15 protein-coding genes, 2 tRNA genes and 1 riboswitch are annotated in these 15,940 nt (G+C 68.0%); of the genes, 1 reads left to right on the top strand and 16 read right to left on the bottom strand.

Going from position 1 to position 15,940, the window contains the following annotated elements; genetic code table 11:
* Positions 1 to 8 precede the first annotated feature (8 nt).
* Entirely contained in the window at positions 9 to 983 is a 975-nt protein-coding gene (locus AC1DNC_RS12570; RefSeq protein WP_476862856.1) for a methylenetetrahydrofolate reductase, read from the bottom strand.
* Between the two features lie 445 nt (positions 984 to 1,428).
* On the opposite strand from AC1DNC_RS12570, the gene AC1DNC_RS12565 reads away from it, so the two are divergent.
* Positions 1,429 to 1,626, top strand: a complete 198-nt coding sequence (locus AC1DNC_RS12565; RefSeq protein ID WP_249777074.1) for a hypothetical protein — start codon at positions 1,429 to 1,431, stop codon at positions 1,624 to 1,626.
* A 34-nt stretch (positions 1,627 to 1,660) separates the two neighbouring features.
* On the opposite strand, the gene AC1DNC_RS12560 is transcribed toward AC1DNC_RS12565, so the two are convergent.
* The 15 genes from AC1DNC_RS12560 to AC1DNC_RS12490 all read right to left on the bottom strand — a co-directional run bounded on the left by AC1DNC_RS12560 (position 1,661) and on the right by AC1DNC_RS12490 (position 15,650).
* Positions 1,661 to 2,863, bottom strand: a complete 1,203-nt coding sequence (locus AC1DNC_RS12560; protein ID WP_476862855.1) for an ROK family transcriptional regulator — start codon at positions 2,861 to 2,863, stop codon at positions 1,661 to 1,663.
* A 212-nt stretch (positions 2,864 to 3,075) separates the two neighbouring features.
* Positions 3,076 to 4,233 (bottom strand): class I SAM-dependent methyltransferase, encoded by a 1,158-nt coding sequence (locus AC1DNC_RS12555; protein ID WP_476862854.1) that lies wholly within the window; start codon positions 4,231 to 4,233, stop codon positions 3,076 to 3,078.
* 69 nt (positions 4,234 to 4,302) lie between these two features.
* Complete coding sequence (locus AC1DNC_RS12550; protein WP_476862853.1) at positions 4,303 to 5,436, bottom strand: NAD(P)-binding domain-containing protein; 1,134 nt, start codon at positions 5,434 to 5,436, stop codon at positions 4,303 to 4,305.
* A gap of 64 nt (positions 5,437 to 5,500) precedes the next feature.
* Positions 5,501 to 5,573: transfer RNA gene (locus tag AC1DNC_RS12545), tRNA-Ala, on the bottom strand.
* 186 nt (positions 5,574 to 5,759) lie between these two features.
* Positions 5,760 to 5,832: transfer RNA gene (locus AC1DNC_RS12540), tRNA-Ala, on the bottom strand.
* A 118-nt stretch (positions 5,833 to 5,950) separates the two neighbouring features.
* The gene (gene rsfS, locus AC1DNC_RS12535; protein ID WP_476862852.1) at positions 5,951 to 6,352 is read right to left on the bottom strand and encodes a ribosome silencing factor; all 402 of its coding nucleotides are present in this window, start codon (positions 6,350 to 6,352) and stop codon (positions 5,951 to 5,953) included.
* Positions 6,353 to 6,482: 130 nt separating this feature from the next.
* Positions 6,483 to 7,838 carry a hypothetical protein gene (locus AC1DNC_RS12530; protein ID WP_476862851.1) on the bottom strand — a complete coding sequence of 452 codons (1,356 nt, stop codon included), beginning with the start codon at positions 7,836 to 7,838 and terminating at the stop codon, positions 6,483 to 6,485.
* 7 nt (positions 7,839 to 7,845) lie between these two features.
* Complete coding sequence (gene nadD / locus AC1DNC_RS12525; protein ID WP_476862941.1) at positions 7,846 to 8,475, bottom strand: nicotinate-nucleotide adenylyltransferase; 630 nt, start codon at positions 8,473 to 8,475, stop codon at positions 7,846 to 7,848.
* A gap of 55 nt (positions 8,476 to 8,530) precedes the next feature.
* A complete protein-coding gene (locus AC1DNC_RS12520; RefSeq protein ID WP_476862850.1) occupies positions 8,531 to 8,764 on the bottom strand; it encodes a hypothetical protein in 234 nt (77 codons plus the stop codon).
* Positions 8,765 to 8,853: 89 nt separating this feature from the next.
* Complete coding sequence (locus AC1DNC_RS12515) at positions 8,854 to 10,188, bottom strand: glutamate-5-semialdehyde dehydrogenase (RefSeq protein WP_476862849.1); 1,335 nt, start codon at positions 10,186 to 10,188, stop codon at positions 8,854 to 8,856.
* Between the two features lie 26 nt (positions 10,189 to 10,214).
* On the bottom strand, positions 10,215 to 11,366 hold the full coding sequence (proB, locus tag AC1DNC_RS12510; protein WP_476862848.1) for a glutamate 5-kinase: 1,152 nt from the start codon (positions 11,364 to 11,366) through the stop codon (positions 10,215 to 10,217).
* Positions 11,356 to 12,945: a GTPase ObgE gene (gene obgE, locus AC1DNC_RS12505; protein ID WP_476862847.1), complete on the bottom strand. Its 1,590-nt coding sequence runs from the start codon at positions 12,943 to 12,945 to the stop codon at positions 11,356 to 11,358. Before obgE ends, proB begins: the two co-directional genes overlap by 11 nt.
* 116 nt (positions 12,946 to 13,061) lie before the next feature.
* Entirely contained in the window at positions 13,062 to 13,325 is a 264-nt protein-coding gene (gene rpmA, locus AC1DNC_RS12500; protein WP_009372867.1) for a 50S ribosomal protein L27, read from the bottom strand.
* A 60-nt stretch (positions 13,326 to 13,385) separates the two neighbouring features.
* The gene (gene rplU, locus AC1DNC_RS12495; RefSeq protein ID WP_175321083.1) at positions 13,386 to 13,694 is read right to left on the bottom strand and encodes a 50S ribosomal protein L21; all 309 of its coding nucleotides are present in this window, start codon (positions 13,692 to 13,694) and stop codon (positions 13,386 to 13,388) included.
* A gap of 366 nt (positions 13,695 to 14,060) precedes the next feature.
* Positions 14,061 to 15,650, bottom strand: a complete 1,590-nt coding sequence (locus AC1DNC_RS12490) for a bifunctional hydroxymethylpyrimidine kinase/phosphomethylpyrimidine kinase (RefSeq protein WP_476862940.1) — start codon at positions 15,648 to 15,650, stop codon at positions 14,061 to 14,063.
* A 49-nt stretch (positions 15,651 to 15,699) separates the two neighbouring features.
* Positions 15,700 to 15,797, bottom strand: a riboswitch (TPP riboswitch).
* Positions 15,798 to 15,940 lie beyond the last annotated feature (143 nt).

The raw sequence follows: 15,940 nt of genomic DNA, 5'->3' as shown, positions 1-15,940 counted from the left end.
CGGCGCCGTCAGCTGGCGAGCTGGCGGCTGGCGGCGGGGCGTTGGAGGCTGCCGTGGCGGTGGCCGTTTCGCGGGCGCGGCAGCGCGAGCTTGTCCAGCACCTCGAGGGCGCTGGCGTGCTCGTTGAACGTGTAGAGGTGCAGGCCCGGGGCGCCGGCGTCCAGGGCCGCGTTGGCCAGGTCCACGGTGGCGTTGACGCCGATCCGGTTGCGTTCGGCGTCGGTGTCGGCGGCGGCGAGCCGTTCGATCAGTTCCGGCGCCGGTTCGACGCCGGTCAGTTCGCCCAGCCGGGTGAGCCGCCTGATGCTGGTCAGGGGCATGACCCCGGGGATGATCGGGATGTTGACGCCGGCGCGGCGGGCCCGGGACAGCAGCTGCGCGTACTGCTCGGTGTGGAAGAAGACCTGGGTGATTGCGAAGTCCGCGCCGGAGCGCTGCTTGGCCAGCAGCACCTCGACGTCGTGCGCCTCGCTCGGCGACTCGGGGTGCCGGGTGGGGTACGCTGCGACGCCGACCGCCACCTTGCCGGCGCAGAGCAGGGCCGAGCGACGTTGTTCGACGCGGCGGATGAGCTCGATCAAGTCCTGGGCGTAGCGCAGCGAGCCGTCGGCGGGGACTCCCCCGTCCCGGGGCTGGTCACCGCGCAGGGCGAGAATGCCGCGGACGCCGACGTCGAGCAGCTCGCCGATGATTTCGGCCAGCTCCTGGGGCGTGTTGCCCACGCAGGTCAGGTGCGCCAGGGGGCGCAGTGTGGTTTCCTGCACCAGGCGGTTGATGAGTTCGACGGCGGTGTTCCGGTTCGAGCCGCTCGCGCCGTAGGTGACGGACACGTAGTCGGGACTGGTGGCTTCCAGTTCCCCGATGGTGGTCCAGAGCGACTCAGCCGCCGCGGGCGACCTGGGCGGGAACAGTTCGTAGGAGAGCGCAACGGGTGCCGCGCCGGCGAGATTTGGATGTGCGTCAATAAGGCTTGGTGGAGACATTTGCGTCCTTGGCTGTGAGCCACTGGTGCCAGCTGTGCCGGAGTCCGGCCGGCGCTGGCGCCAATGAGTTGAGTTTGGGGAACACGGAGGGAACTTCAGCAGGACGCAGTCGCGACTGTTACGCCTGATACGAAGTTGTCCGTGAGCAAATGTCAGGCCCACATGGGGGCACCCACACCCTCCTTGGCCGCCCGGGAAATTTCCTGTGGGCCGGCCCGCAGCGGAGGATCGCTGACACGTTACCGCGGTAACTTGTGTACGACTCTAGGGCGGCCGGGAGAGGCATTCAAGTCTGGCGCCGAATTAAGACGCGTCTTTACGTTCTTTTCCAGCCCTTCGCAGAAGATTCTTCGTTCATTCGGCCGATTGCGTCTGCTGGCTGTGCGCCCGGGAGCAGGGCTTCGGGCCCTCCCCAGCGCTGCCCACGCAGGTCTATCCTGAGGGCATGATCCAGCTTCCAGCCAGTTACCAGGAGTATCTCGCCGGCAAGAGCGAGAGCGTCATCAACACCGTTCGGCCGATCCTGATGCAGTCGGCGGCGGACAAGTTGCACGGCGTCCGGGTGGTGGTGCATCCGCACGACCACCAGGCGCATCTGGATGACACCATCCCGTTCGGGACCGTCATCGAGGACATCGACTGACGGCAGTCCCCGCGGCCGAGGGGGCTGCTGCTCGTTAGCCCTCCAGCAGGAGGCGCTGGGAGCGCGGAGCCAGCGTGTGCTCAAGGACCAGGCAGGCGGCGCCAATCGCGCCCACGTCCTCGCCCACGCCGGTGCCGACGACCTCGATGCCGTGGATCTTCCGGGTGGCGCTGTTATCCCCGACGAGTCCCGGGATGAGTTCAAGGTAGGCCGGCGCGAGGCAGGTCCAGAAAGGGCCGCCGAACACGACGCGGTCCACATCCAGGGCGTTGGTGACCGCCGAGATGGCCCGTCCCACGAGCACCGCAGATTTCCGCAGGATGCCCTGGGCCTCCTCGTTCCCGCTGTAGGCCAGCGCGCAGAGTTCCGCGAAGCGTTCCTGCACGGCGGGCGCGCTCCGGTCCGCAAGGGAGCCGTCCAGTACGCCGGCCGCCTCGGCCTGGGCCACGAGGACCTGCGGTATGGCGGAGGACTTCACACAGCCGTGCTGGCCGCAGTCGCACAGCGGGCCGTCGGGATCCACGATGATATGCCCGATCTCGCCGGCGTTGCCGGAAGTGCCGCGGATGACCTCGTCGTTGAGCACCACCCCGCAGCCGATTCCGGTGCCCATGTACATGAAGACGAAGCTGCCCGCGCCACTGGGGCCGCCGGCCCAGGTCTCGGCCACGGCGGCGCTGGTGACGTCCTTGTCCAGCAGCGTGGACAGCCCGGTGGCCTCGGCGAGACGGTCGCGCAGTGGAACACGTTCCCAGCCCGGCAGCAGGGGCGGATCCACTACAGCGCCCTCCTCAAGGTCGATCGGCCCCGGCGAGGCGATGCCCAGCCCGGCGACCTTGGCGCGGTCCACGCCGGAGTCCTCGACCAGCTGCTTGATCTCGGTGGCGATGGTGTCGATGATGGAGTCCGGATCCGCACCCGACGGCGTCTTGATCCGGGAGTGCTTGACCACGGCGCCCACGAGGTCCAGCACAACGAAGGTTAGGACGGCGGGGTCGAGATGGACGCCGACGGCGTACATTCCGCCCGGGTTGAGCCGGAGCATGGTCCGAGGCTTGCCGGGGCCGGTGCCTTCCTTGCCCGCCTCGACGATCAGGTTCTGGTCCAGCAGCCGGCGGGAGATGTTGGAAATAGTCTGCGGCGAGAGTCCGACGATCTGCGCGAGTTCCACCCGGCTGAGCCCGTTCGGGGCGCGCCGGATGGCGTCCAGGATGACGGTGAGGTTGAAGTCTCCCATTCGTGGCAGGTTTGTTCCGCGCCGCGGCGAGGGTGTGCGGATCTCAGTCACTGGTACCTCTCAACGTCTTCGGCCAAGCACTGCTGATGTCAGAATCGTACGTTACTTGCGGCCCCCAGCCCCCACCTTTGTCCGTCACAGTCGGACTGATTCGCCCCGCCGGCACTGCCGCGGGCCCAGCCGGACCCGGACGTGTGCCCTTGCCTGCCCCCCTAGGGGCGTGGGCCTCTTACACTCGCGGTGACGGTGAATTTCGGGTTCCGCCCCACCTCGCGGGTGCGGCCGACCAGCCGCTCCAGCGCGGGCTGGTAATGCAAGTGGCTGTTGAACACCGTCCACAGTTCGCCACCCGGAGCCAGGACCCGGGCGGCGGCTTCGATCAGCTTGATCCCGGCTCCGGCGTGCACGGCGGCCCCCAAGTGGAAGGGCGGGTTGAGCAGGACCAGCTCGGCGCAGGCATCCGGCATGGTGCTCATGGCGTCGTCCTGCAGAACCTCGATCTGACGCTCCAGGCCGTTGGCGCGTGCCGTGGCCCGGGCGGAGTCGACGGCCGCCGCAGACCGGTCGGTGGCGGTGACCTGCGCCTCCGGGTGGCTGCGGGCGTACAGGGCCGCCAGGATTCCGGTGCCGCAACCGAGGTCCACGGCGTGCGCGACGTTGGGGATCTCCGGCAGGAAGTCCAGCAGGAAGCGCGTTCCGATATCCAGCCCGGTGCCCGCAAAGACGGCCCCGTGGGCGTGCACCGTGAGGTCCAGCCCGGCGTGGCGCTCGGAAACGGGATACGGAGGGGCCCCGGTGACCGCTTTCGCGGCCCGGGCGAGCAGGATCCGTGATTTCTGCCGTGCCAGCTGCGGCTGAACCTCGCCAAAGTAGCGCTCCAGCACGGCGTTCATGCCCAGGCTCATGTGCTTGACCCGGCCGCCGGCCAGCAGCACCACACCGGGTGCGGCGTGCCGGGCGACGGCGTCGGCAATCTCCTCGAGCTCGGCGAGGGAGCGTGGCAGCTGAAGCAGCACCAGCCCGGCGCCTTCCACGGCATCGGCCAGCGGGAGCTGCTCGAACCCTTCCGTGAGACCGGTCGCTGCGGCGTTATGGCGCAGCGCCCGCTCCCCCGTGACAAGATCCTCGTGGACCCGGACGGGTCCGGTTTCCTGCAGCCCCAGGGCGAGCGCACCGAGGGTCAGGGCTCCGTAGCGGTCCCCCACGGCGGCGATCCGGGCGCCGGGTGCCAACTGGCCGGCGGCGCGAAGCTCGGCCGCGGTGTCCAGCAGCAGCCGGTCCGTGGCGTCCCAGGCCTGCAGGTTGGCCGCCTCGACGTCGGGAAACCTCCGGAGCCGGGAGAAGAGGGAATCAAGATTGTTGTCCGCCACGCGAGGGGTTGCCGCCGTTCCTTGTCGGGCCGTCACAGATCAGGCTTGGGTATGTTGCAACGCTATACGTTATCCCGGACCGGCCAGCAGTTTGACGATCCCGGCCACGGCGGCCCGGCCCGCGCGGTTGGCGCCGATGGTGGAGGAGGACGGGCCGTAGCCCACCAGGTGGACCCGGGGCTCAGCGGCCACCTGCGTGCCGTCCATGGCGATGCCGCCGCCGGGTCCGCGCAGGTGCAGCGGCGCGAGGTGCTCCAGCTCGGCGCGGAAGCCGGTTGCCCAGAGGATGACGTCGGCGGCCAGGAAGCTCCCGTCCGCCATCCGCACTCCCCCGGGTTCGATGCCGTTGAACATGGGGTGGCGCTGGAGCACGCCGCGCTCCGCGGCCGCACGCAAGGCCGGCGTCCAAATCAGTCCGGTCACGGCAACGACGCTCTGCGGCGGCAGCCCCTGTCGCACCCGCTCCTCGACCAGGGCGACGGCGTCGTGGCCTGCCTGCCGGTCGAAGGCGGCGTCGCGCCAGACGGGTTCACGGCGGGTGAACCAGGTGGTGCTGGTGACCTTGGAGATCTCATCGAGCAATCCCACGGCGGAAATGCCGCCGCCCACCACGATCACGTGCCGGCCGCGGAATTCCTCGGCGGAAACGTAATCCGCGACGTGCAGTTGCCTGCCGCGGAAACTGGCCTGGCCCGGGTAGATAGGCCAAAAGGGGCGGGTCCAGGTGCCCGTGGCGTTGATCAGGGCCCGGGCGGACCAGGGGCCGCGGGACGTTTCGAGATGCAGGCGTCCGGCCGGGTTGCTGTCCTCGCGGCCAACGGCCTGCACCTTCACGGGCCGCTCGATGGCAAGGCCGAGTTGGGCTTCGTAGCCGCCGAAGTAGCGGCTCAGGAAACGCGAACTGGGCTCCTGCGGGTCCACCGATGGCTGCGGGATCCCCGGAAGGTCGCTGATGCCGTTCACAGTGTCCATCAGCAGGCTCTTCCAGCGGTGCCGCCACGCGCCTCCGGGACCGTCTTCGGCGTCGAGCACCACATAGCTCAGCGGGCCGGCGGAGGCGTTGTCGTGACCCGGGCCGCCGGAAAGCGGGGCCGGGACGAAGCCGTGGCGCTGGAGGTGGTACGCGGCGGACAGTCCCGCCTGACCGGCACCGATGACCACGACGTCGGCTGGACGCACCGTCGTCAGCGTGCTGTCGTTCACGGTCCCATCCTATTTGCGCGTTAACTAAAGCGAGGCCCCGCTCGGAGAGCGGGACCTCGTTCGGTGGAGCTGAGGGGACTCGAACCCCTGACCCCCTGCATGCCATGCAGGTGCGCTACCAGCTGCGCCACAGCCCCGAAACCGCTGCTGACCGGAACCGAAAGATGCTGTTTCGATCAAGCAACCTGATTAGCTTAATCTACATTTGCCGCCGACGCTAATCGGCCTACGGCGTGGCGGATCTGCAGTCTTTGGATACGCCCGGGCGGCGGCAGGACACAAAAAAATCCGCCGGAATCTCTCGATTCCGGCGGATCATTCGGTGGAGCTGAGGGGACTCGAACCCCTGACCCCCTGCATGCCATGCAGGTGCGCTACCAGCTGCGCCACAGCCCCAAATTTTCGCTGCTCCGAATTCGTTCTCTCCGAAGCAACTCAAATATCTTAGATCAGCACTTCTGAAAATTCCAAATCGGGCATATTCAGGGTTTTGCGCCGGTCGCTCCCTGGCCGCTTACTCGGTTTCGGTGGCAGCGTTGGCCTTCGCCGAGGCGTCGTCGCCGAGCTGCAGGTCCACGACCGGGCAGTCCTTCCAGAGACGCTCGAGGGCGTAGAATACGCGGTCCTCCTCGTGCTGGACGTGGATCACGACGTCGGCGTAGTCCAGCAGCACCCAGCGTCCGCCGGAGCGTCCTTCGCGGCGCACGGGCTTGAGGTCGAACTTGGACAGTTCATCCTCGATGCCGTCGACGATCGCGTTGACCTGGCGCTCGGACGGCGCCGACGCAATCAGGAAGACGTCCGCGAGGGCCAGCCGCTCACTGACGTCGAGAGCCACAATGTCCTCGGCCAATTTTTCCGCGGCCGCGCGGGCTGCGTGGCGGGCTGTGGCGATGGATGAATCGGTTGCAGTCACGGGACTCCTTGTTGAATGTGTAAAAGCTTTTGAATAGAGAAGCTGTTTTGAAAGAAAAAGGTGCGTTGGCGCAAACGCCTGCTGGACGGGGCCAGATCCGAAACAGCGCAGGGACGCTGTTACGACTCGGCTAGTGTGCCAACCCGGTGATGATCAGGACGATGCCGACGATCAGCGCCACGACCCCAAGGGCCAGCACGCCGAGTTGAAGGGCGCGCAGGCGCCGTGCCCGGCCCAGCCCGGCCGTGGCCGCGTCGAGCGGATCGAGACCGTAGGCGGCGTTGGCAGCGACCGGCGGACGCGCGGCAACGTCCTCCTCCACTGCCTGGGCGCTGGAATTTTCAAGGGCGGCTGCCGCAGCCGGGCGGCGGGTCGAAGCGGCCTGCGCAGCTGCCTCGGCACGAGCTAGCACACCCGCACGGCCGTTGGCCGGGCCGGCATCCCGCTTGCGGGCAGGGCCGGGACGGCGCGCGGTGCGCGGAGGCTGGACTTTCGGGCTGGAATTGGTGACCAGCGGGACGTACGACGTGGCAGGGCGCTTCATGACCGGCCGCTCCACGCCGGGAACCTGGACGAATTCCAGCGGAGTCACCATGGCGAGGTTGCTGGCGGTCGAGGGATCGTTCTTCGGCGCTTCGCTGCGCGGCTGTGCAGGCCGGTTGTTCTGCTCTGCCAGCTTCTGTTTCGCGGCCGCGCGCCGGTTGAGCACGGCGGCCCGTTCGGCGAGGGCAATTTGCTCGGCCAGTATTTCCGGGTTGACCGCGTCCGGATCAGTGGCGGCAATGTGCTCCATCTTCGCCACCTGGTTGCGGGCCTGCGCGGCAAGCAGCTCGCGGGCGGCGAGGGCTTGCTCGACGCTCATGCCCTCCGGTAGCTGGCCGCCGGGGCCGGGCCCTTCTTTAGCGGCGCCCTCGTTTGGCGCGGCGGCAGTCTCCGCCGGTGTCGCGGTCGGCTCGTCCGAGGTATCAGTGCCGGACGACGGCTTGGTTTCCGGTTTGGCTGCCTGCGCCACGACCGGATGTGAACGGGTGCGCTGCGAGGGCATCGGCACGATCGGGTTGGCCGAGGTGGCAGGAGCCGTCTCCTCCGCCAGTTGCTGCAGCCGGAGCTGGCGGCGCGTGGGGGCGCCTCCCGGTGAAAGTTGTCCCTCTTTTTCAGCCAGTTCCTTGATGGTGCGCAGCGCGGCACGGTCGCGGGCCCGGATCTGGGAAGAGCGTTCGGCGGCGGAGGTCGTTCGGACCGAATCCACCGGGCCGGGTACGCGGCGGCGTCCCGTGGTCTCGGCTTCGGTCGGTTCCTCGGGACGCCCTGAGAAGGAGGGGTTCGCTCCGGCCTGCCCGGAGCCGGACCCTGTGCCCTCCTGGTTCCGGGCAGCCTGACCGGCACCAGCACCCGGGGTGCTCGCGTTCGGGTTGGCTTCCTGGCGTTCATCCCTGGCCTGGCGCAATTCGCGGCGGCTGCGGATGGGAGGCTGTTCCTGACTCATTGAAGGCTCATTCGGTGCTGGCGGTTTGGTTTGTTTCGAGGGCGTGCGGGGAATCCTGGAAATCCGGCCCGGGGTCGGGCTGGCCGTCGTACAGGTCGTACTTGGCGATGTACTGGACCACGCCGTCCGGCACGAGGTACCAGACGGGATTTCCCGCCGCCACCCGCGTACGGCAGTCGGTCGAGGAGATCGCCATGGCCGGGACCTCGAGCAGGCTGACATCGTCGCGGCCCATGCCGTCCAGCACGTGCCCGGGGCGCGTCACCCCGACGAAATGGGCCAGGGACCACAGCTCGTCAATATCTTTCCAGGACAGGATCTGGGCAAGCGCGTCGGCGCCGGTAATGAAGAACAGATCGGCATCGGGCCGCAGCGTGCGCAGGTCCCGCAGGGTGTCGATGGTGTACGTGGGACCGGGGCGGTCGACGTCGACCCGGCTCACCGTGAACCGGGGGTTGGATGCCGTGGCGATGACCGTCATCAAGTACCGGTGCTCGGCCTCGCTGACTTTCTTGCTGCTCTTCTGCCAGGGCTGTCCGGTGGGGACGAACACCACTTCATCGAGGCCAAACTTGGCCGCGACCTCACTGGCCGCGACGAGGTGACCGTGATGGATCGGATCAAACGTGCCGCCCATCACACCCAGGCGCAGGCGGCGCTTCGCGCCGTGCTGCTTCACTTTGGCGGAAATACTAGTGGCCCTGGCCGTGGTCGTGCTTGTTCGGGTGCTGGCGGTGCGGGTCCGGGTGCTCCTCGACGGCTTCGTGGCGCTTGCCGAGGTTGCCGTAGGACAGCGTGATGAACATCAGGACCAGCAGGATCACGAACATGGTGCCGCCGATGACGAACGGCGGCGCGATGAGCGGCGCGAGTTCCTCGTGTTCAACGGCTGCGGCTATGGACGTGGTGATCTGCTGCGACAGCATGTTCTCCCCTAGTGACTTAACAACTTAATGCGGTTTTGCGACGACGGAGGTCCCGCCGTTCCTGGCTTCTGTTCCATGTTACCGCGTTGCTAGCCCCGGATCTGGCCTTCGCCCTGCACGATCCACTTTGTGGTGGTGAGCTCGGTCAACCCCATGGGGCCGCGCGCATGCAGCTTCTGCGTCGAAATGCCCACCTCGGCGCCGAGGCCCAGCTCTCCCCCGTCGGTGAACCGCGTGGAGGCGTTCACGATCACGGCCGCGGAGTCCACCTCTGCGATGAAGCGCTCGGCGTTGGCGAGGTCGTTGGTGAGGATGGCTTCGGTGTGCCCGGTGGACCAGGTGCGGATGTGCTGCACGGCCTCGTCGAGGCTGTCAACCATGGCCACCGCCAGGTCCAGGTCCATGTATTCGGTGGCCCAGTCCACCTCGGTGGCGGGCACGGACTCCACCGCGGCCGGCAGCGCGGCGCGGATCCGGTCGTCTGTGTGGAGGGTCACGCCCGCGTCGCGCAGCGCGGCGGCCACGGCGGGCAGCACGGTGGAGCCGGAATGGACCAGCAGCGTCTCCACGGTGTTGCAGACGCTGGGGCGCTGGGTTTTGGCATTGAGCAGGATCTCGACGGCCATCTTTTCGTCCGCCGAGGCGTCGAGGAAGATGTGCACATTGCCCTCGCCGGTTTCGATGACGGGCACCGAGGAGTTCGTCACGACGGTCTGGATCAACTCGCGTCCGCCGCGGGGAATCAGGACGTCGACGCGGCCCCGGGCGCGCATCAGGACGTTCGCCCCGTCCCGGCCGAACTGGTCTATGGTCTGCACGGCGTCGGCGGGCAGGCCCACGGAGTCCAGGGCCTCGCGGAGGATGCCGACGAGTGCCTCGTTGGTCGCGGCGGCGGCGCTTCCGCCCCGCAGGATCACTGCGTTGCCGCTCTTGAGGGCCAGTCCGGCAATGTCCACGGTGACGTTGGGACGCGCCTCGTAGATCGCGGCCACCACACCCATCGGCACGTTGACCTGACGCAGGCGCAGTCCGTTCGGAAGCGTCTGGCCGCGGACCACATTGCCCACGGGGTCCGGCAGGTTGGCGAGGTTTTCCAGTGCCGCGGCCAGGGCCTGCACGCGGGCGTCGGTAAGGGTCAGGCGGTCTAGCAGCGCGGCGGAGGTGCCGTTGGCCCGGCCGGCCGCGACGTCCGTGGCGTTGGCGGCCAGGATCCGGTCCTTGTTCTCGACCAGCGCGGCACCGATGGCGCGCAGCCCGCGGTCCTTCCAGGCCCGGTTGGCGCGGGCCATCTGCCGGGAGGCTGCGCGGGAGCGGTCGGCGATGGCATGAACGGCGGCTTCGACGTCCGTTGCGGCTGGCGGCAGGCCCGCGGAGGGCATGTCGTGAACCGGCAGGTCGGGGTGCGAAGTCAGGGCCTCAGTCATTCTCCAAGTTTAGGCGAGGCGGGAGCTTAGACCAGCACCAGGTCGTCAACATGAACAACTTCACGGTCATAGCCGCGGCCCAGCGTCTTGCCGAGTTCGCGGGTAGAGCGGCCGAGCATCTGCGGCAGTTCGGCGACGCCGTAGTTCACCAGTCCGCGTGCGATTACGGTCCCGTCGGTGCCGACCATCTCCACGGCGTCGCCGGCTTCAAAGTCGCCGTGCACGGCTGAAATCCCGGCGGGCAGCAGTGAGGTGTGGCGGTCGCGGACGGCGCGCACGGCACCGTCGTCGAGCACCAGGGTGCCTTGAACGGACGCCAGGTGGGCGAGCCAAAGGAGCCGGATCGGCTTGCGGGAGCCGTTGACGGAGAACCAGGTTCCCACGTCCTCCCCCGCCAGCGCGGCGGCGGCGTTCGCGGTGGAGGTCACGAGGGCGCTGATCCCGGAGCCGGCGGCGATGGACGCGGCCTCGACCTTGGTGACCATACCGCCGGTGCCGACGCCGGCCTTGCCGGTGCTGCCGATCGAGACGCCTTCAAGGTCGTGCGGGCCGGAGACGTGGGCAATCCGTTTGGCGCCGTGTGACGGCGGGCCGTCGTAGAGCGAGTCGACGTCGGAGAGCAGCACCAGGGCATCGGCGCGGACCAGGTGGGCCACCAGGGCAGCGAGCCGGTCGTTGTCGCCGAAGCGGATCTCGTGCGTCGCGACGGTGTCGTTTTCATTGACTACCGGGACGACGCCGAGGTTCAGCAGCCGGTCAAGCGCCCGGAAGGCGTTCGTGTGCTGACTGCGGCGCATAAAGTCATCCGCGGTCAGCAGCACCTGGCTCACCGTGACGCCGTGGGCGCCAAAGGCGTGGGTGTAGCGGGCCATCAAGAGGCCCTGGCCCACGCTCGCAGCGGCCTGTTGGGTGGCGAGGTCCCTGGGGCGCTTCTCGAGTCCCAGCGGCGCCAGCCCGGCGGCGATCGCCCCGGAGGAGACCAGGATGATTTCGGTGCCCGCGTTGCGCTTGTGCGCGAGGGCATCGGCGAGGTCGCTCAGCGCTTCCTCGGCGATCCCGCCCTTGATGGAAGTCAGCGAGGAAGACCCGACCTTGACCACGATCCGGCGGGCGCCGGAGAGCAGCGTGCGGCTGGGGGCGCCCGCCGCTCCGGGCGTCGCGACGGTGTTACTCGTCATCGGCTTCGCCGAGTCCACTCTCCTTGAGCGGCTGCGGCGCGCGGCGGGCACTGACCGATTCGGTCCAGATGCCGGCCTTGCGCTCGGCCTCCAGCTCGGCCCGGGCTGCTGCCTTGGCGTCGCGGCGCTCCTGCTGTTCCTCGCGCTTCTGTCCGCGGGTGGGGCGGTCGCCGATGTCGGCGAAGCGCACGTCGGTACCGCGCGGGGAGGCCAGCAGTTCGGCACCGGCCATCATGGTGGGCTCCCAGTCGAAGACGACGCCGTCGTCTTCGCCGATGACGACGGTGTCGCCGGGCTTGGCGCCCTGCTTGAACAGTTCCGTTTCGACACCCAGCTTCGCGAGGCGGTCGGCGAGGTAGCCGATCGCTTCCTCATTGGTGAAGTCGGTCTGCTTGACCCAGCGCACGGGCTTCTCGCCCAGCACGCGGAACAGCGGCTCGAGGTTCTTCTCCTCGCGGCGGATCGTGAAGCCGCTCTCGTTGACGGCGCGCGGGCGCAGCACCGGCGCCTGGACCTTCGGCGGCGTCGCGGCCACAGCATCGCGGGCTGCCTTGACGATCTCGGCCATGGCGAAGCCCAGCTGGCGGAGCCCCTCGTGGCTGGTGGCGGAGATTTCGAAGACCTTGTAGCCGCGCTTTTCGAGTTCCGGACGGACGAATTCGGCCATGTCCTTGCCGTCCGGCAGGTCTACCTTGTTCAGCGCGATCAGGCGGGGGCGGTGGTTCAGCGGCACCACTTCGCCGTCCGAACCTGCGTAGCTCATGTCCACGGCGTACTTCTCGAGCTCGGCCTCGATCACGGCGAGGTCCGAGAGCGGGTCGCGGTCCGATTCCAGCGTGCCGCAATCCAGCACGTGGACGAGGGCCGCGCAGCGTTCGACGTGGCGCAGGAAGTGGTGGCCCAGGCCCTTGCCCTCGCTGGCGCCTTCGATCAGGCCGGGTACGTCGGCGATGGTGAAGCGCACGTCGCCTGCCTGGACGACGCCGAGGTTGGGGATCAGAGTGGTGAAGGGGTAGTCGGCAATTTTGGGCCGCGCGGCGGACATGGCGGCGATGAGGCTGGACTTGCCGGCGGAGGGGAAGCCGACCAGGGCGATGTCGGCGATGGACTTCAGTTCCAGGACGATGTCGCTGGAGTCGCCTTCGATGCCGAGCAGCGCGAAGCCCGGGGCGCGGCGCTTCTGCGAGGACAGTGCGGCGTTGCCGAGGCCGCCCAGGCCGCCGGCCGCGGCAATGAACTCGGTGCCTTCGCCCACCATGTCGGCCAGGACGGTGCCGTCCTTGCTCTTGACAACCGTGCCCTCAGGCACGGGAAGAACCAAGGTCTCGCCGTTCTTGCCGCCGCGCCAGTCGCCCATGCCGGGGCCGCCGTTGGTGGCGTGCCGGTGCGGGGCGTGGTGGTAGTCGAGCAGGGTGGTGGTCTGGGGGTCCACGCGCAGGATGACGTCGCCGCCGTTGCCGCCGTTGCCGCCGTCGGGACCGCCGAGCGGCTTGAACTTCTCGCGGTGGACGGAGACACAGCCGTGGCCGCCGGTACCGCCGGATACGTGCAGTACTACCCGGTCTACAAAGCTCGCCACGTGGATCTCCTCAGTGCTGTTCCTCGGGTCCGCGAGGGGCCCAAGATGATTGTAATGCGGTTAAAACACCGGTGGAGCGGACCTACTGGCCCGCCCCACCGATTTAGAACTTGTTGTTACTCTGCAGCTGCAGCAGCCACGATGTTCACAACGCGACGACCACGGCGGGTGCCGAACTCGACAGCACCGGGGGTCAGGGCGAACAGGGTGTCGTCGCCGCCACGGCCAACGCCGGCGCCCGGGTGGAAGTGGGTGCCACGCTGGCGGACGATGATCTCGCCTGCGGAAACTACCTGGCCGCCGAAGCGCTTGACGCCGAGGTACTGGGCGTTGGAGTCACGACCGTTGCGAGTGGAGCTCGCGCCTTTTTTATGTGCCATTTGAAATGCCTGCCTTTAAAATTCTGGGGAATCTGCTGAAAACCTGAACAGTAACGCTAGTTACTTGATACCGGTGATCTTGACCTTGGTCAGTTCCTGACGGTGACCCTGGCGCTTCTTGTAACCGGTCTTGTTCTTGAACTTCTGGATGACGATCTTGGGACCACGGAGGTCTTCCAGGATCTCAGCCGTGACCGTTACCTTGGCCAGGTCCTTGGCTGCAGACGTGACCTTGTCACCGTCCACCAGGAGCAGTGCGGGCAGCTCAAAGGTGCTGCCGGCTCCACCGGGGACGCGGTTCAGGGTAACGAAGTCTCCAACGGAAACCTTCTCTTGGCGGCCGCCTGCGCGGACAATCGCGTACACCACTGGGGAACTCACTTCTCTCGACGTTTATTACTAGATTTGCGTGCGGAACCTGGGGCCAAAATGTTTGGACCGGCTCACGCTGTGCCTCAACGCCGGTGGATTCCCCGGGGGAACCCATGAGCTATCCCGTGGAATGTCCTGCCCGTAATACGGGTGAACAGTTCCTCAAGGTCATAACCCAAGTGTTGGCGTAAGCACCGAAGATCTAGACTACGCTAATTTTGCCTTCGGTCGCAAACGAGGCTGGTCCCGGCGGGTAGTGCGTGACAGGCGCCACACCATGTCCGCGGGGGACAAAGTTGTGGTGTTGCAGCGACTTCCGGAACCGCGCCCCATTATGTTACCGGCTGCCCTGCTCCGCGCGGCTCAGGCGTGCAGCCTCGGCGCGTCGAAGAACTCGACTTCGTACCGGGCGGACTGCCGGAAGGCCACCGCCATGGCGTTGCGCTCCGCCTCGGAGCCGTTGCGGGCTGCCGCGTCCGCGTACCTGATCGCCTGCCGGGTCGACTCGGCGAAGGCCTCGTCGGCGTAGGTCCGCAGCCAGTCAGCATATGCGTGCCCGGCCGGTGCACCGGCGGTGAGGAAGTCGCGGTGGAGCGTGGCGCCCACCTCGGCGTAGAGCCAGAAGCACGGCAGCGCAGCCGCGACGAGCACGCCGTAGCTGCCCGCGAGCGAGGCTGCGTGCAGATGATCCACGTAGGCCTTGGTGACCGGGCCCAGCTGCCTCTCGACGGTGCGGCCGGCCAGCCAGCTCCGGTGGAGTTCGGATTCGACTTCGAGGCACTGCTGCGCCGAACGGGACCAGAAGAGCTGTTCGGCTTCCGACGGCGCCAGCGCCGCCGCACGGGAGAGCACCCTGGAGTAGCCGTTGAGGTAGAGGGCGTCCTGTGCGAGGTAGTAGGCAAACTCGTGTTCCGGCAAGGTGCCGTCCGCGAGGCCCCGAATGAAGCCCAAGGCGTAGATCGCCTCCAGCTCGTCCGCCGCGTGCCCTTCCAGCAGCGCCGCGAAGTGGCCCTCGGCGGGGAGCTGCGCACCGGCCGGCGAAGCGGCGGGCTGCAGGTGGTGGAAATGGTGCACCGGTCCGTTGCCGGTTCCGACCTCCAGGCGCCCTGCTTCCCGCAGCGCGCCGAGCAGCCAGGGTTTCACGTCCCGCAGCGATGTCTCCCAATCCCCCGTCCTGGCCTGGACCGTGGCCAGCGCCGAGGACAGCGAACAGCCGGTGCCGTGGCTGTTGCGGGTGGCGATTCGCGGGCCTGCCACGACCACCACCTCTTGGCCCAGCACTCCCCCGGTGTTGACGAGCGCGTCCGGGCAGCCGCCGGCGTCCTGGCTTCCGCCGTCGTAGGACCCGCCGACGTGGGTTCCGGTGTCCGGCAGGTGTCCGCCTTTGACCAGCACCGTTGTGCCGGTCAGCGCCGCGAGCCGTTTGCCCTGCTCCAGCGCCCCGTCCCAGTCCTGGGCGGCCGGTTCGCCGAGCAGCATGGCCAGTTCGGCCAGGTTCGGGGTGATCAGGTCCGCGAGCGGGAGCAGCTCCCGCAGCGCGGTCTCGGCGGATTCCTGCAGCAGCCGGTCACCGCTTGTCGCGACCATCACCGGGTCCAGGACCAAGACGCCGGGGCGCACCTTTTCAAGCCAGGTCCGGACGGCGTCGATCACAGAGTCGTCGCCAAGCATGCCGATCTTGACGGCATCGATGGTGATGTCATCGCTGATGGCCTCCAACTGGGCCGTCAGGAAAGACGCCGGCGGCACATGCACGGACCTTACGCCCTTGGTGTTCTGGGCCGTCAGCGCCGTGATGGCCGCCATTCCGTAGCCGCCGTTCGCGGCGATGCTTTTCAGATCGGCCTGGATGCCGGCCCCGCCGGAGGGGTCGGAGCCGGCGATGGCGAGTACCCGCGGGATCCTTGGCGTCCCCGGGGTTCCGGCGTCGGGCGCCGGGAAGACGGACTGCAGGAGGGCCGGGGCCCGGTCAGGTCCCGGTTGGGTTGATGAGAGCGCGGTCGTGGAAGACAAGAGACATCCCTTCGCCGGTGCTAACCGGACAGGTTCAACGGGTCTGGATCTCAGCCGGCTCGATGCGCGGCACCCCGTGTCAGTCCCCTAGCCTAGCGTTCCCCGCCGCCAGGCTTCCTACATGTCAGCCCAGTGGCCGGCCCGTTAACCAACTCGCGGGTACCGTCCGGGATCGACGTAACGCTACATCGATTCCGGACGGCACCCGCGAGCCGTGATGCCTGCTGGCC

The sequence above is a fragment of the Arthrobacter sp. 01N442 genome (assembly GCF_056399345.1).
Note: the sequence above shows the minus strand (reverse complement) of the source record. Positions and strands in the feature narration are given on the sequence as shown.